The organism is Streptomyces acidicola (assembly GCF_009377235.1).
GTDB classification, from domain to species: Bacteria; Actinomycetota; Actinomycetes; order Streptomycetales; family Streptomycetaceae; genus Streptomyces; species Streptomyces acidicola.
This window is the reverse complement of sequence record NZ_VMNX01000243.1, coordinates 1-14,478: the sequence shown is the minus strand read 5'-3', so window position 1 is coordinate 14,478 and position 14,478 is coordinate 1. Positions and strand designations below refer to the sequence as shown.

Here is a 14,478-nt window from a genome sequence, read left to right as displayed (position 1 = left end):
CCCGCCCCCGAGCCTGAGCAGATCACCGCTCCCGCCCCGGCTCCGGCTCTGCCCGAAGCGGCCCCCGCGGTGCCTCCGGCGCTGATCGACCACGCCCGGAAGGTCGCCACCGACCACCGCACGCGCACCGGTACCGACATCGACACCGCCACCCTGCGCGCCCGCCTCGGCATCCCGGAAGACCTCGCCGGGGCGATCGTCGCCCAACTCGCCTGATCAGAAAGGAAATCCACTCATGGCCCGCACCTTCACCCGCGCCGCTGACTACCTGGAGGCGGCGCGCGATATGGCCGACTCCGGCCGTCCGACCCTGGCGCGCCTGCTGGCCGAGGAAGCCGCCGACCACACGCCGGACCCCGAGGAAGCCGCCCGCATCCGTGCCGAGTTCCCCGGCCGCAGCCTCCGGCAGGAGGTCTGACCATGCCGCGCCCGAACCGCTTCTACGACGTGATCCGCATCGGCCCCGTCAAGGTCGGCTCCTTCCACAACGGCCGGGGCCAGACAAGGCACACCGCCGCATGCACGGCTCCCGGCTGCGGCTTCTCCACCGAACACGGCAACCGGTCGGCGGCCGAACTCGCCGCCCGCACCCACCGTTGCCCCGCCTGACAGGAGACGGCTCCATGAACCTGCCCGAGGAACAGATGCGCGCCGGTCACATCCCGGCCGAGCTGTACCGGCAGATCCCGCCCGGCACCGACGTGCGCAAAGTCGTGATCGTGCAGGAAGCGCCCCGCTCGTACAAGGGCCCCATCCTGCTCACCCTCGCGATCACTGCCGGATCGGTCGTGGTGCTGGTGGTGATCGCGTTCGTCGTCCAGATCATCGCCGCGTCCGCTCTCGCGGTCCTGTCGGCAAGCTGCGGCCTCGGCTTCACCCTCAACCGCCAGTCCAAGCGCCGGGAGTTATCCCGCCGCACGCTCGCCAAGAGCCGCTCCCGCACCCCGCGCAAGCACCCCGCGCGGGCTGGAACCTCCCGGTCCAAGACCCGCCGTTTCAAGTAGCCCCCCGGGGCGGCCTCGGTCGCCAAACTTCCGCCGCCCCGGACGGCCTGACCACTTCCAGACCCATTGATCCGAAAGGGCTCACCCATCATGCCTCAGCACGCCCTGAACACGCCGGTATGCCGCGACTGCGACGGCTTCGCCACCGTCGCGATCACCACCGGAACCCGGCACCGCGACGGCTCCCGCTCCACCCTCCGCGTCGCCTGCCCGTCCTGCAAGGGCACTGGCCACACCGCCCCCGCCGCCGCGCTCACCCGCGCCGAGAGGTGACCGCCGTGGCTCTCCTGAACTGGCGCTCGTCCGAGCACTTCGACCACACCGGTGACCAGCCGTGCGTGATCTGCACCAAGCCCACCCCGCTGCGCTCCGACCGGGGCAAGCCCGTCCACAAGGTCTGCGCCGAGGACTGGATCGACCGCCACCCGTCCAAGGAGGACAACGCGTGACCGACACCGCCACCCCGGCGGGTCTCGACCCGGCCACCCTCGCCGACGTGCTGAGGGTGGCCGGGTCGGCCGACTTCGACCGCTGGCAAGAACAGATCAAACGAACCGGTGGCTGCTCCGACCCGATCCGCCTCATGGGCGCCACCAAGATGATCGACCGCGCTACCGGGACGGTCCTACACGCCTACTCCACCGACACCGAGCCGGGCGGCATGCTCCGCGTGGCCTGCGGCAACCGCCGTGCCTCCCGCTGCCCCGCATGCGCCTGGACCTACGCCGGAGATACCTACCACCTGATCCGCGCCGGACTGACCGGTGATCCAGCCAAGGGCACCCCGGAGACCGTGCGGGAACACCCCCGCGTCTTCGCCACCCTCACCGCCCCCTCGTTCGGGCCCGTCCACAACCGCCCCGGCAACCGCCCCTGCCGCTGCGGCACCCACCACGCGGAAGACGATCCAGCCCTCGGCACCGCACTCGATCCCACGACGTACGACTACGCGAGCGCCGTGCTGTGGAACAACCACGCATCCGACCTGTGGCGCTACTTCACGATCTACCTGCGCCGCGAGATCGCCAAGAGGGCCGGACTCACCCAGAAAGCCGCTCGCGAGCAGTCCCGGCTGTCCTTCGGCAAGGTCGCCGAGTACCAGAAGCGCGGCGCCGTGCACTTCCACGCGGTGATCCGCTTCGACGGCCCCGAAGGACCGGACACCCCGCCCCCGCACTGGGCCAGCGTCGGCCTGCTCACCGACGCGATCCACGCCGCCGCTGCCCGCGTCGCAGTCGACGTGCCCCCGGCCCGGTATCAGCCAGACCCCGACCAACCAGCACGCACGCAACCTGCCCGCACCCTGCGCTGGGGCACCCAGCTCGACGTCCAGCCTATCGGCGCCTTCGGCAACGGCGAAGAGATCACCGAACAAGCCGTCGCCTCCTACGTCGCCAAGTACGCCACCAAAGCCGCCGAGACCACCGGCACCGTTGACCGCCGCGTGGGCAACAAAGAAGCACTCGTGCTACTCGGCGTCTCCGACCACCCCCGGCGCCTGATCGAAGCCTGCCTCGACCTGCACGCCCTCTACCCGGACCGCAAGCTCCGCGACTGGGCTCACATGCTCGGCTTCCGCGGCCACTTCTCCACCAAGTCCCGCTGCTACTCCACCACCCTCGGCGCGCTGCGCCAGGTCCGCGCCGACTACCGCGCCACCCAGCAACGCGCCGCTCTCGGCCTGCCCGACCCCGACGACACTCCGGAGGCAACCACGCTCACCCTCGCCCACTGGACCTACGCCGGACACGGCTACACCCCCGGCGAATCCTGGCTCGCCGCCACCATCCACCGCGACATCCAACAGAACCGCGAGACCGCACGTGAGGCCCTCGCCGACATACCGGTGCTGGACGACTGGGAGGTATGCGCGTGAGTCTCCCGCTGCCTGATCAGTACTTGACCCCGGAAGACCTCGTGGCGCTACTGCGCCTGCCCAGTATCGAGACCGTCTATCAGTGGCGGCGCAAGGGCATCGGTCCCCGCGGCTTCCGTGCCGGCCGTTACCTCCGCTTCGATCCTGAGGCCGTCCGGGCCTGGGTCGAGTCCCTGACGGAAGGGGCCGCCTGATGGCCGGACACATCCAAGACCGCTGGTACAAGACCGAGACCGGACCGGATGGCAAGCCTCACAAGGTCAAGAGCGACCGCTACGGCACCGGCATGCGCTACCGCGCCCGGTACATCGGCCCCGACGGCACCGAGAAGTCCAAGAGCTTCCCGGATCGGCAGAAGCGTCTTGCTGAGAGGTGGCTCACCGACATCGCGTCGGACATGTCGCGCGGCCAGTACATCGACCCGCGCGCTGCCCGGATCACCTTCAAGGGCTACGCCGAGAAATGGCTCAAGGCCCACAGTGCGGATCTATCCAGTCAGATCGTGGCGGAGCAGCGGTTGCGCCTGCACGCGTTCCCCGTCGTCGGCACGCGGCCGCTGGACTCGTTTCGCCCCGAGCACATCCGCGAACTCGTGAGCGCGTTGGAGATGAACCCGGCCGTGAGCGGCGCCTACGCTCGCAACATCTACGGCGACGTGCGAGCCGTGCTGAGCGCGGCCGTGGATGATGGCCTATTGCCCCGGAACCCCTGCTCAGCGAAGTCCGTCCGACCGCCCACGGCCGAGCGGCGCCGCGTCGTGCCATGGCTGCCCACCCAGGTGCACGCTGTTCGCGCAGCGCTACCCGAGCGGTACCGGTCCATGGTGGACACGGGAGCAGGGTGCGGACTCCGTCAAGGTGAGATCGTTGGACTCGCTGACGATGCACTGGACTTCGAGGGCGGCATCCTGCGAGTGGTCCGTCAGGTGAAGCTCATCCGAGGGAAAGCCGTGTTCGCCCCGCCGAAGTGCAATAAGGAGCGGGACGTACCGCTGCCGTCATCAGTGGCTGAGGCTGTCCGTGCGCACATGGACGCGTACAAGCCGGTTGAGATCACGTTGCCGTGGAGGAAGCCTGACGGCCCGAAGGTGTCGGCCCGTCTCCTGTTCACGAACACCGCGAGCGGGGTCGTGTGGCGCAGCAACTTCAACATCCAGGAGTGGAAGCCCGCGCTCGCGGTGGCTGGCCTCATCCCCGATGCCGGGGAGGCTGGTAAGTACGTATCCGCGCGCGAGCACGGCATGCACGCCCTGAGGCACTTCTACGCATCCGTTCTGTTGGACGCCGGAGAGAGCATCAAGGCCGTCAGTCAGTACCTGGGGCACACGGACCCAGCGCTGACATTGCGGGTGTACGCGCACCTCATGCCGTCGAGTCAGGAGCGAACCCGAAAAGCCGTCAACAGCGCCCTACGCACCGGCGACAACGAGTAGTTCGCCTCTCTCACAGCTCGTGGTTCACCGAATTTCTGGATTCCCGCCCCGCAGCACTCGCGGGTCCGATTTACTCAGTGCGGACGCTGATTTTCGGTGCCTCCTCCGTCCTGCGGGCGATAGAGCCGTGCCCGCAGGATGGAGGAGAACGATATGACCACTCCATGGGGCCGCGCTGCGGCGCTGTGGTCAGCGGTTGCCGAGTGGGCCAGGGGATGGCTCACGCACGCACGTGCCAGCAAGAACTACGGCCGTGCGAAGCGGATGGCCTGGGAAGTGCTCGTAGCGGTGGTAGCAGCCACCATCACGGCACACCTGACCGGGCTTCTACACGGCCGGTAGTCCACTGGGGTCCCTGAGGCTTGCGGGCGGAGGGGACCCCGCTCACGTCTGAGGCCGATGCTCTCGAATCAACCTCGGCCCCACCCTAATGCACCTTCAGATGCGTTGGTGGTACCACCGTAGCGCACCTACGAAAATCCGTATGTGCTTTGACACATCTCGTTTCAAAGCAACGTTCCGAGATTTGGTCGTGCAACTTTTCAAGGTGGTACCACCAAAAAAATCTGTTGAAAGATCTGCACTGACGTCGGTGGTTCGTCTCCGGCGCCTCGTTTCGCGGATGCCTGCGGTAGCCCGTCAAGGAGCAGCACGCATCGGAACGGGTGGGGGCCCACGAGCGCCAGACGGCCCAGAGACGGCCCCAGAGTCAGACCTGACAGCTTGATCTCGCCATTCTCGCAGCTAGAGGGCCTGTTGCTGCCGAACCACTGCCAGTTCTCCGGGCTTAGGCATGGCCGTACCAGTGTCGCAGATCGTTGTCCGGGTCCCGCACTCGGCGATCACAGCACCGGACGGCTGATCCGGCTTCAGAACAGACTGGTGACCACGCCGATGACCGCGGCGCCGTAGCTCTTCAAGCGGTGGGACAAGCGGCAGTACAGCCGCGGCTTGCTCCGCCCGCCCTGTTCGATGAGTGCACCGCAATATCTGCACTGCAGATCACCGTGATAGGTGCCGTCTTTGTGTAAACGCGCCCGCCCCATGCGCAGGACCCTACCCGAACCGGACGCCCCAGCGGGGCGCAGAAGAGGTCGCCGCCTGTGGACGACGAGCCCTTCGCGTACCCACGGTGCCGGGGCGGCTACCGCCACTCCCAGTAGTGCGTGGAGATCACCGCATCCCCGCTCCCGGAGGCCTCTTCGGTCGTGAAGCTCGTTCGGGGCAGGCCGGAGACCTGGGCGTCGACCGAGTGGAGGCGGTATTCGCTCGGCAGGCCGGGGTACGAGGGTGAGACGACCTTCTCGACGGCCACCGACAGGGACTGCGCATCGATGGTGACGTCCGTTTCGCGGACTCCGAGTTCCTCGGCCAGGCACCGCAGCACCGCCGCGACCACCGTCTCCCCGGGCTTCATCTTCTCGGTGGGCGGCGAGTTCCTCTTCCGCACGGCGCCGCCCGCCATGAGCTGCCCGACTTCCGTGAGCTGCTTTCCGTCCTGCCGGATGCGCACGCTGACGACCGAGACGTGGCGCAGCGGCGGGTCGTCCGACAGCGTCGCCTCGCCCGAGGTGATCTCGTCCCACAGGTTCCGTACGGATTTCACGGCGCCGATGCCCCATGACTCGCAGGGAATGCCGTTGCTCCGCAGCCACTCCTGGAGTTCGTCCAGGCTGTGCAGGTCCCGCATACGCCCCGCCCCTCCCGTCACGCGGATCCTCCTGCGGAGATCCTACGAACGGAAGGGGTGGTGAGGAGAGAACAGCGATACGGCGGTCAGCCGGACCCCACGAAGAGGACGAACAGCAGCCACGCCACCGGCGCGGTGGGCAGCAACGAGTCCAGCCGGTCCATGATGCCGCCGTGGCCCGGCAGCAGCGTGCCCATGTCCTTGATGCCCAGATCGCGCTTGATCATCGACTCGCCGAGATCGCCCAGCGTGGCGCTGGCGGCGACCGCGAGGCCGAGGAGCAGACCCTGCCACCAGGTGCCGTCGTCGATGAGGAACTGCATGCACAGGGCGCCGGCCACCATGGCGAACGCGACCGCGCCGAGCAGACCTTCGCGGGTCTTGCCGGGGCTGATGCGCGGCGCCAGCTTGTGCGTGCCGAAGCGCCAGCCGACGGCGTACGCGCCCGTGTCGCTGACGACTGTGAGGAGCAGGAACGTCAGGACCCGCCACGGGCCGTCGTGCGCTGTGAGCATCAGCGCGACGAACGTGGCCAGGAACGGGACGTAGAACGCAGCGAAGACGCCCGCCGTGACGTCCTTGAGATAGTTCTCCGGCGGCTCCGTCATCCTCCAGACCAGGACGGCGAGCGCGGTGAGCGCCATGGCCGCCCACGCGCCTTCGGCGCCCCGTACGTACCCGGCGACGACCATCGCCGCGCCACCGACCGCGAGCGGTACGAGGGGCGCCTTGATGGACTTGCGCTCCTGCAGACGCGACGTGAGCTCCCACAGGCCCACCACCACGGCGACCGCGATGACGCCCACGAAGACGGCCTTGACGATGAACAACGAGGCGACGATCACCGCCCCGAGCCCGATACCGACCCCTATCGCGGCGCTCAGGTCACGGCCCGCACTCTTCTTCTGCGGGGTGGGCTGAGGGGCGTCGGGCATGGGCTCCGGCTTCTTCTGCGGCGCGACCCCATGGGGCTGCGCCGGCGGCATCTCGTCGCGGAACGAAGGGCCGCCCATCCGAGCGGCCCCCCGGTTGTCATCCTGGTTTCCGCCATGCGCGGGGACGTCGGGCACGATGGGCAAGGGCTGAGTCTGCGATGGACGCGAACCCACGTGCGCATCGTACGCGGGACCCGCCGGGGCAGCCCCCTGGACAGGCCCGTGGTCGGACGGCCCCCAGTACCCGGCTTGTGGCGGCGCCCCCCAGGAAGACTCGTTCATCAGACTTCGAGCAGCTCCGCTTCCTTGTGCTTGAGGAGCTCGTCCACCTGGGCGACGTACTTCGCGGTGGTGTCGTCGAGCTCCTTCTCCGCGCGACGGCCCTCGTCCTCGCCGACCTCGCCGTCCTTGATCAGCTTGTCGATGGCGTCCTTGGCCTTGCGGCGGACGGAGCGGATGGACACCTTGGCGTCCTCGCCCTTGGTCTTGGCGACCTTGATGTAGTCGCGGCGACGCTCCTCGGTGAGCTCGGGGAACACCACTCGGATGATGTTTCCGTCGTTGCTCGGGTTGACGCCCAGGTCGGAGTCACGGATCGCCTGCTCGATGTTGCGCAGCGCGCTCTTGTCGAACGGGGTCACCACGGCCATGCGCGGCTCCGGCACCGAGAACGAAGCCAGCTGGTTGATCGGCGTCAGCGCTCCGTAGTAGTCCGCCACGATCTTGTTGAACATCGCCGGGTGCGCACGACCGGTGCGGATCGCGGCGAAGTCCTCCTTGGCGACCACGACGGCCTTCTCCATCTTCTCCTCGGCTTCGAGGAGGGTCTCTTCGATCACCACTTGCTCCTGCGTGTCTTGAGTAGGCCCGGCTGCTGTTCTCTGTCACGTCGGCGGCCGGCTGCGTCGCGTCTTGTTCCTGCACGGTTCCCGACCATCAGAACATTGTCCATCCCCCGGTCAGGGTCCGTCCCCCGGGCAGGGGTGGTTCCCGGTCAGGCCCGGCTGTCCTGTTCACCCACGAGAGTGCCGATCTTCTCACCCTTGACGGCGCGCGCGATATTTCCCTCCGCCAGAAGCTCGAACACGAGGATCGGCAGTTTGTTGTCGCGGCACAGGGTGATCGCCGTGGCGTCGGCGACCTTGAGTTCGCGGGTGATGACCTCGCCGTAGCCGAGGGAGTCGAACTTGACCGCGTCCGGGTTGGTCTTGGGGTCGGAGTCGTAGACCCCGTCCACACCGTTCTTACCCATCAGCAGCGCCTCGGCGTCGATCTCCAGGGCGCGCTGGGCGGCGGTGGTGTCGGTGGAGAAGTACGGCATGCCCATACCGGCGCCGAAGATGACGACGCGGCCCTTCTCCAGGTGGCGCACGGCGCGCAGCGGGATGTACGGCTCGGCGACCTGGCCCATGGTGATGGCGGTCTGGACCCGACTGTCGATGCCCTCCTTCTCCAGGAAGTCCTGGAGGGCGAGGCAGTTCATCACGGTGCCGAGCATGCCCATGTAGTCGGAGCGGGCACGGTCCATGCCGCGCTGCTGGAGTTCGGCGCCGCGGAAGAAGTTGCCGCCGCCGATGACGACCGCGACCTGGGCGCCGTCCCGTACGACGGCCGCGATCTCGCGGGCGATCTTGTGCACCACGTCGGGGTCCACGCCCAGGCCCCCACCGCCGGAGAAGGCCTCTCCGGACAGCTTCAGCAGAAACCGGCCGCGTACTTTGCCGTCATCGCTCTTCTGGGCCTTGGTGGTCATGGGGTTCCCGCCTCTTTCACCTGTTGCACATACGAAGAAGGCCACTGCCGGTGGGGCGTTTCGCATCCCATGCGCGGCAATGGCCTCCTCGTCGATTCTGCTGTCGTCCGTCACGCGTGTACGGGACGGCATACGCGAGCGACACGGACGACTCGGACGACTGCTGTCGACCCTAGCGGGGTCGCGCGTCGATCGCTGTAATGACTCAGATGCCGACCTTGATGCGCGAGAAACGCTTCAGGGTGACACCGGCCTCGTCCAGGATCTTCTGGACGGACTTCTTGTTGTCGAGCGCGTACGGCTGGCCCAGCAGCGTGGCGTCCTTGAAGAAGCCGTTGAGGCGACCCTCGACGATCTTCGGCAGGGCGGCCTCCGGCTTGCCCTCGGCGCGGGTGGTCTCCTCGGCGACACGACGCTCGGACTCGACGACCTCGGCCGGGACGTCCTCCTTGGAGAGGTACTTCGGCGCGAAGGCGGCGATGTGCTGGGCGACGCCCTTGGCGACCTCGGCGTTCGGCTTGTCGAGCTCGACGAGGACACCGATCTGCGGCGGCAGGTCGGGCATCGTGCGGTGCATGTACGCCGTCACGAAGCCGTCGGAGAACTGCGCGAAGCGGTCCAGGACGATCTTCTCGCCGAGGTTGGCGTTGGCCTCGTCCACGAACGCCTGGACGGTCTTGCCGGCCTCGATCTCGGAGGCGAGCAGCGCCTCGATGTCGGCCGGGGAGGTCTTGGCGACGTGCTCGGCGATGGCCGTGGCCGCGGCCTGGAACTTCTCGCCCTTGGCGACGAAGTCCGTCTCGCACTTCAGCTCGACCAGGACACCGGAGCTGTTGTCGTCGGCGATGACGGAGACCACGGCGCCGTTCTCGGCGGAGCGGCCCTCGCGCTTGGCGACGCCCTTCTGGCCCTTGATGCGGAGCTCCTCGACGGCCTTCTCGACGTTGCCATCGGCCTCGTCCAGCGCCTTCTTGCAGTCCATCATGCCGGCGCCGGTGAGCTCGCGGAGCTTCTTGACGTCGGCGGCGGTGTAGTTCGCCATGAGTCTGTGAATCTTTCTCGAAGTCTGGAGGATCGAAGATCTACGGGGTATGCGATCCACATCCAGCCGTGGATCCCTGACGAGCCGTTGACCTACGGGTGAACGGCGGGAGCGGACTTCACCGCGCCGGAGGCGCTATGGGATGCAGTGCCGCTCCCGCCGTTCACGCCCTGGTGTCAGGCCTGCTCGGCGTCGGCGGCCGGAGCGGCTTCGGCGGCCGGAGCAGCCTCGGCGGCCGGAGCAGCCTCGGCGGCCGGAGCAGCCTCGGCGGCCGGAGCCTCGGCCGGCTTCTCGGCCTCGGCGGCCGGGGTGGCCTCGGCGGCCGGGGGCTCCTCGGCCTTCTTCTCGCCACCCTCGAGCAGGTCGCGCTCCCACTCGGCGAGCGGCTCGCCCGCGGCCTTCTCGCCCTCGGTCTTGACGCCCGAGCGGGAGATGAGGCCCTCGGCGACGGCGTCGGCGATCACGCGGGTGAGCAGGGTGACGGAGCGGATCGCGTCGTCGTTGCCCGGGATCTTGTAGTCGACCTCGTCGGGGTCGCAGTTGGTGTCGAGGATGGCGACGACCGGGATGTTGAGCTTCCGGGCCTCGCCGACCGCGATGTGCTCCTTCTTGGTGTCCACGATCCAGACGGCGCTGGGCACCTTCTGCATCTCGCGGATACCACCGAGGGTCTTCTCCAGCTTGGCCTTCTCGCGGGAGAGGACCAGCAGCTCCTTCTTGGTCAGACCGGAGGACGCCACGTCCTCGAAGTCGATCTGCTCAAGCTCCTTCAGGCGCTGCAGACGCTTGTAGACGGTCGAGAAGTTGGTGAGCATGCCGCCCAGCCAGCGCTGGTTGACGTAGGGCATGCCGACGCGGGTGGCCTGCTCGGCGATGGCCTCCTGCGCCTGCTTCTTCGTGCCGACGAACATGACCGTGCCGCCGTGGGCGACGGTCTCCTTGACGAACTCGTAGGCGCGGTCGATGTACGACAGCGACTGGAGCAGGTCGATGATGTAGATGCCGTTGCGCTCGGTGAAGATGAAGCGCTTCATCTTCGGGTTCCAGCGACGGGTCTGGTGACCGAAGTGGACGCCGCTTTCCAGCAGCTCCCGCATCGTGACGACGGCCATGGCCGTTCTCCTTGTGTTTCTCGGTTGTGCCGCGGGTGCCGGACGGCACTCGCGCCTGACGCCCGCGACGCGCCGTGCCGCGAAGGACCGAGGGGCGCTGATACGGACCACTGACGGGCCTCGTATCGGGGCGTGCGAAGTCGACCCGGTGGCCCGGGTCGCCACCAGAAGTGTACGGGACCCAAGGGGCCCCGGGTGACGCCGATATCCACAACCCGCCGGTGGTCCACAGATCCCGGCCGTGATCGACCGCACTCCGGCACGGTGCTCGTATGCGAGCGAAACGATGTGCGGCGAAACGACGTGCGTGGACGTGGCTGGACCTGCCGTGGCCTGGCCCGTGGCCGGGCCTGCCGTGGCCGGGCCTGCTCCTGGCGCTGACGGTCGCCGCCTTGGCGGTGATCCCACCGGGAGCGATCCCATCAGGAGCCAGCGCCGGCGCCCCGGCGTGGCGCGGGCGCGACCTACCTGGCGTGTTCTTGGCGGGCGCGGTCCCGCCGGCGGCCGCGGGGCGGGAGATGCCGTCCGCGGGGGCCGGACCGGGCGGCGCGGAGGAGTCGTCGAGCCCCGGGAAGGGCCCGGCCGGACCGCCGGGCGCCGACACGTCCGTACCGGCCGTTGGGCGGAACTGGCCCGTGGGGCCCGTGGGCCGGCGCCCGTTGGTCCTACGGGGCTGGGAACCCCCTGCGACGGCGTACGGCCGCGGTCACCGGGGCGTGGACCTGGCGGCGGCCGCCGATGCCCCGGTACGGGCCGTCGCGCCCGGCCGTGTGTCCTTCGCGGGCCGTGTCGCGGGGCGCGGAGTCGTCTCGGTGGAGCTGACGGACACGGGCGATCCACCCCTGCGGACGACCTACGAACCGGTGCGGGCCTCGGTGAAGGAGGGCGCCGAGGTGGGCGCGGGCGATGTCCTGGGCTTCCTCGAACCCGGCGCCTCCCACTGCCCGTCGTCGTGCCTTCACTGGGGCCTGCTCAGAGCCGACGTCTATCTGGACCCACTGTCCTTGCTGCCCCCGTGGCTGCTGGCGAGGGGGCCGTCACGGCTGCTGCCGGTGATCGGGGTGCCGAGGTAACTGGAGGTGAATCTGGTGCCGCACTGACTGCCGGTGATCGGATTGTCTATCGATGAACCGGAGCAACGGAGCCTCAGCCCCGAACCCCCCGCAGCACCATCGCGACCGCCGCCTCGGTGATCGACTCGGGGTCCTCCGCCGCGCCGAGCTCGATCCGCCGCACGGCCGCGTCGACCACGCCCTGGAGCAGCATCGCGGCCAGCCGGGGCTGTGTGTGCCCCAGGGCGTCCAGCGCCTCGACGATCATCGTTGCGAGCCCACCATGTGCGGCGCGGATCTTCTCCCGTGCCCCCGCGTCGAGTTCACTCGCCGAGATGGCGACGACGGCGCGGTGCCGCCGGTCCCCGACCAGCGCCAGCTGCTGTCGCACATACGCCTCGACCTTGCCCTCGGGGCTGTCCGCGACGGCCATCACCGCCTCGACCTCCGCCGCCCAGAGGGGGAAGTCGACCTCGCAGAGCTCCTCGACCACGGCGGCGCGCGAACGGAAGTACTCGTACACGGACGACCGCGCGAGTCCCGTGCGCTCGGCGAGCGCGGGGAACGTCAGCGCCTCCGTCCCGCCCTCGGACAGCAAGGAGCGCGCCGCGTCCAGCAGGGCGGCACGCTGCATCGACCGGTGCTCGGCCACGGAGGCCGCTCGAATCCTTGGCACGTCAACCACTTTACGGACGAATCACCGACCACGGGAGACGCTTCGTCCGACGGAGCGGCCTCGGCCAGGTCAACGGCCGAAACTCGCCAGCTTCGCCCGTAGCTGGAGCACGGACTTGGTGTGGATCTGACTGACCCGGCTCTCCGTCACCCCGAGCACGTTGCCGATCTCCGCGAGTGTGAGGCCCTCGTAGTAGTACAGCGTGACGACGGTCTTCTCCCGCTCGGGCAGGGTGTTGATCGCCCGCGCCAGGAACCGTCTGAGCTCCCGGTCCTCCGCCACCTCCACGGGGTTGTCGGCGGCGGTGTCCTCCAGCGTGTCCATCAGGCTCAGCCTGTCGCCGCCCTCGCCCCCGACGTGCAGCAGCTCCTCCAGGGCCACCACGTTCGCCAGCGACAGCTGGCTGAACACCGCGTGGAGTTCGTCCACGGCGATGCCCATCTCGGCGGCCACCTCACCCTCGGACGGGGTACGCCGCAGCCGGGCCTCCAGGGTGGCGTAGGCCCGCTCGACGTTGCGCGCCTTCTGACGTACGGACCGCGGGATCCAGTCCAGCGCCCGCAGTTCGTCGATCATCGCGCCCCGGATGCGTGTGATCGCGTACGTCTCGAACTTGATCTCCCGGTCGATGTCGAACTTCTCGATCGCGTCGATCAGCCCGAACACCCCGGACGACACGAAGTCCGCCTGTTCGACATTGGCCGGCAGGCCGACGCTCACCCGGCCCGCGACGTACTTGACCAGCGGCGAGTAGTGCAGGATCAGCTGCTCGCGCAGCCGCTCGTCGCCCGTCGCCTTGTACGACCGCCACAGCTCGTCGAGCGTCGAGGGGGCGGGCGGTCGCACGTCGACGCGGGTGGCTGGGGGAACTGCCGCCCGATCGGACCCGGAGTGGTGCTGGGGCATTCGTCGCCTTGTGCCGTTCTGCCGTGAACTGGTGGTGCCTGCTACCTGGTGCCTTGTGCCAGTGTCGGAGTTGCCGTCTGCGTCTTGTCGTCTGCGTCGTCCTGCCGTCTACGCCGGAATCCTCGTGAGCGTAGCGTGACTGGAGCGTCGCAGTGCGCGAAGAGCGAGGGATCGCCCGTACGCGAACCCCTTCCGCCGGGCGCTCCCCGGGGTCACACCTGTCGCACTGCGTAACCCCACGGAGGCACCAACTCCGGGAATTGCCGGGGCAGTCGGCGTTCCCCCGGACGGCCGAACACGCTCGGTCAGCATCGGCGTCGATCGGATGAGCCGGAGATCATGGCCTGGCGTGTCAACTTCCAGCCCTCGCCGTGTCGTTCGACGTAGCCAAGTGCTCGGAGTTCGTACAGTTTGCCGACCGCGTCATCCTCCGCCGTGCCGGCGCCGCGGGCGATCGCACGCGCCGTCGCGGCCCGGCGGGCGGGAAGGGCGTCGAGGACTCGCCGGGCCCCTGGTTCCAGCAGATCACGCGGCAGTACGGGCCCACGCCGGTCCGGCGCCAGCTCGCCCATGTCGCCGACCAGCTCGGTCACCTCGGCGGCGTCGGTGACCAGCGTGGCCCCGCCGCGCAGCAGCTCGTGCACACCCGCCGACAGCCCGCTGGTCGCCGGTCCGGGCACGCCCATCGTGAACCGCCCCAGCCGCTGCGCGGCCCGCGCCGTCACGAGCGCGCCGCTGCGGTACGCGGCCTCGACGATCACGGTCCCCCGCGTGAGCGCGGCGATGACCCGGTTACGGAGGATGAACCTGCTGGGTGTCGGATGGTCCCCAGGAGGCAGCTCTCCGACCACGAGCCCCTGTTCGGCGATCCTGTTGATCAGCTGGGTGTGCCCTCGGGGGTAGGGCCGGTCCACCCCGCAGGCCAGCACGGCGACGGTCGCGCCCCCGGCCCCGAGAACCCCTCGGTGGGCCGCCCCGTCGACGCCTTACGCCCCACCGG

At 68.9% G+C, this 14,478-nt stretch carries 17 protein-coding genes and 2 pseudogenes; 10 read left to right on the top strand and 9 right to left on the bottom strand.

The genetic code is table 11. The features are described 5' to 3' along the window. The 9 genes and pseudogenes from FPZ41_RS38310 to FPZ41_RS38275 form a co-directional block, all read left to right on the top strand. Nucleotides 1-216: pseudogene (locus tag FPZ41_RS38310) on the top strand (DUF2637 domain-containing protein); the annotation flags it as partial. 19 nt (nucleotides 217-235) lie between these two features. Further along, the gene (locus FPZ41_RS38305; protein WP_152868395.1) at nucleotides 236-418 is read left to right on the top strand and encodes a hypothetical protein; all 183 of its coding nucleotides are present in this window, start codon (nucleotides 236-238) and stop codon (nucleotides 416-418) included. Nucleotides 419-420: 2 nt separating this feature from the next. After that, nucleotides 421-609 carry a mobile element transfer protein gene (locus FPZ41_RS38300; protein WP_152868393.1) on the top strand — a complete coding sequence of 63 codons (189 nt, stop codon included), beginning with the start codon at nucleotides 421-423 and terminating at the stop codon, nucleotides 607-609. Between the two features lie 14 nt (nucleotides 610-623). Continuing rightward, nucleotides 624-1,004, top strand: a complete 381-nt coding sequence (locus FPZ41_RS38295) for a hypothetical protein (RefSeq protein ID WP_322621261.1) — start codon at nucleotides 624-626, stop codon at nucleotides 1,002-1,004. A gap of 90 nt (nucleotides 1,005-1,094) precedes the next feature. Continuing rightward, on the top strand, nucleotides 1,095-1,277 hold the full coding sequence (locus tag FPZ41_RS38290; RefSeq protein ID WP_152868391.1) for a hypothetical protein: 183 nt from the start codon (nucleotides 1,095-1,097) through the stop codon (nucleotides 1,275-1,277). A 5-nt stretch (nucleotides 1,278-1,282) separates the two neighbouring features. Beyond that, nucleotides 1,283-1,453, top strand: a complete 171-nt coding sequence (locus tag FPZ41_RS47535) for a hypothetical protein (RefSeq protein ID WP_194236368.1) — start codon at nucleotides 1,283-1,285, stop codon at nucleotides 1,451-1,453. Then, nucleotides 1,450-2,880 carry a replication initiator protein RepSA gene (repSA, locus tag FPZ41_RS38285; protein WP_322621260.1) on the top strand — a complete coding sequence of 477 codons (1,431 nt, stop codon included), beginning with the start codon at nucleotides 1,450-1,452 and terminating at the stop codon, nucleotides 2,878-2,880. Before FPZ41_RS47535 ends, repSA begins: the two co-directional genes overlap by 4 nt. After that, complete coding sequence (locus tag FPZ41_RS38280) at nucleotides 2,871-3,074, top strand: helix-turn-helix transcriptional regulator (RefSeq protein ID WP_152868389.1); 204 nt, start codon at nucleotides 2,871-2,873, stop codon at nucleotides 3,072-3,074. Before repSA ends, FPZ41_RS38280 begins: the two co-directional genes overlap by 10 nt. Continuing rightward, nucleotides 3,074-4,312 carry a tyrosine-type recombinase/integrase gene (locus FPZ41_RS38275; protein WP_152868387.1) on the top strand — a complete coding sequence of 413 codons (1,239 nt, stop codon included), beginning with the start codon at nucleotides 3,074-3,076 and terminating at the stop codon, nucleotides 4,310-4,312. The genes FPZ41_RS38280 and FPZ41_RS38275 overlap by 1 nt, the downstream gene beginning before the upstream one ends. 1,144 nt (nucleotides 4,313-5,456) lie before the next feature. On the opposite strand, the gene FPZ41_RS38270 is transcribed toward FPZ41_RS38275, so the two are convergent. The 6 genes from FPZ41_RS38270 to rpsB form a co-directional block, all read right to left on the bottom strand. Then, on the bottom strand, nucleotides 5,457-6,023 hold the full coding sequence (locus FPZ41_RS38270; RefSeq protein ID WP_152868385.1) for an NUDIX domain-containing protein: 567 nt from the start codon (nucleotides 6,021-6,023) through the stop codon (nucleotides 5,457-5,459). Between the two features lie 65 nt (nucleotides 6,024-6,088). Beyond that, the gene (locus FPZ41_RS38265; RefSeq protein ID WP_152868383.1) at nucleotides 6,089-7,219 is read right to left on the bottom strand and encodes a phosphatidate cytidylyltransferase; all 1,131 of its coding nucleotides are present in this window, start codon (nucleotides 7,217-7,219) and stop codon (nucleotides 6,089-6,091) included. Continuing rightward, nucleotides 7,219-7,776 (bottom strand): ribosome recycling factor, encoded by a 558-nt coding sequence (gene frr, locus FPZ41_RS38260; protein WP_131559753.1) that lies wholly within the window; start codon nucleotides 7,774-7,776, stop codon nucleotides 7,219-7,221. The genes FPZ41_RS38265 and frr overlap by 1 nt, the downstream gene beginning before the upstream one ends. 155 nt (nucleotides 7,777-7,931) lie before the next feature. After that, nucleotides 7,932-8,690, bottom strand: a complete 759-nt coding sequence (pyrH, locus tag FPZ41_RS38255; protein WP_131559755.1) for a UMP kinase — start codon at nucleotides 8,688-8,690, stop codon at nucleotides 7,932-7,934. 205 nt (nucleotides 8,691-8,895) lie between these two features. Beyond that, a complete protein-coding gene (gene tsf / locus FPZ41_RS38250; protein ID WP_152868381.1) occupies nucleotides 8,896-9,732 on the bottom strand; it encodes a translation elongation factor Ts in 837 nt (278 codons plus the stop codon). Nucleotides 9,733-9,908: 176 nt separating this feature from the next. Further along, nucleotides 9,909-10,844 (bottom strand): 30S ribosomal protein S2, encoded by a 936-nt coding sequence (rpsB, locus tag FPZ41_RS38245; protein ID WP_152868379.1) that lies wholly within the window; start codon nucleotides 10,842-10,844, stop codon nucleotides 9,909-9,911. A gap of 518 nt (nucleotides 10,845-11,362) precedes the next feature. Here rpsB and FPZ41_RS38240 point away from each other — a divergent pair. Beyond that, the gene (locus FPZ41_RS38240; RefSeq protein ID WP_152868399.1) at nucleotides 11,363-11,917 is read left to right on the top strand and encodes a peptidoglycan DD-metalloendopeptidase family protein; all 555 of its coding nucleotides are present in this window, start codon (nucleotides 11,363-11,365) and stop codon (nucleotides 11,915-11,917) included. Between the two features lie 73 nt (nucleotides 11,918-11,990). Here FPZ41_RS38240 and FPZ41_RS38235 read toward each other — a convergent pair whose 3' ends face one another. The 3 genes and pseudogenes from FPZ41_RS38235 to FPZ41_RS38225 all read right to left on the bottom strand — a co-directional run. Next, nucleotides 11,991-12,548, bottom strand: coding sequence for a TetR/AcrR family transcriptional regulator (locus FPZ41_RS38235; protein ID WP_322621262.1), 558 nt, complete (start codon nucleotides 12,546-12,548; stop codon nucleotides 11,991-11,993). A gap of 93 nt (nucleotides 12,549-12,641) precedes the next feature. Continuing rightward, nucleotides 12,642-13,478 carry an RNA polymerase sigma factor WhiG gene (whiG, locus tag FPZ41_RS38230; RefSeq protein WP_152868377.1) on the bottom strand — a complete coding sequence of 279 codons (837 nt, stop codon included), beginning with the start codon at nucleotides 13,476-13,478 and terminating at the stop codon, nucleotides 12,642-12,644. A 305-nt stretch (nucleotides 13,479-13,783) separates the two neighbouring features. Continuing rightward, nucleotides 13,784-14,464, bottom strand: a pseudogene (locus FPZ41_RS38225) (DNA-processing protein DprA); the annotation flags it as partial. Nucleotides 14,465-14,478: the final 14 nt, after the last annotated feature.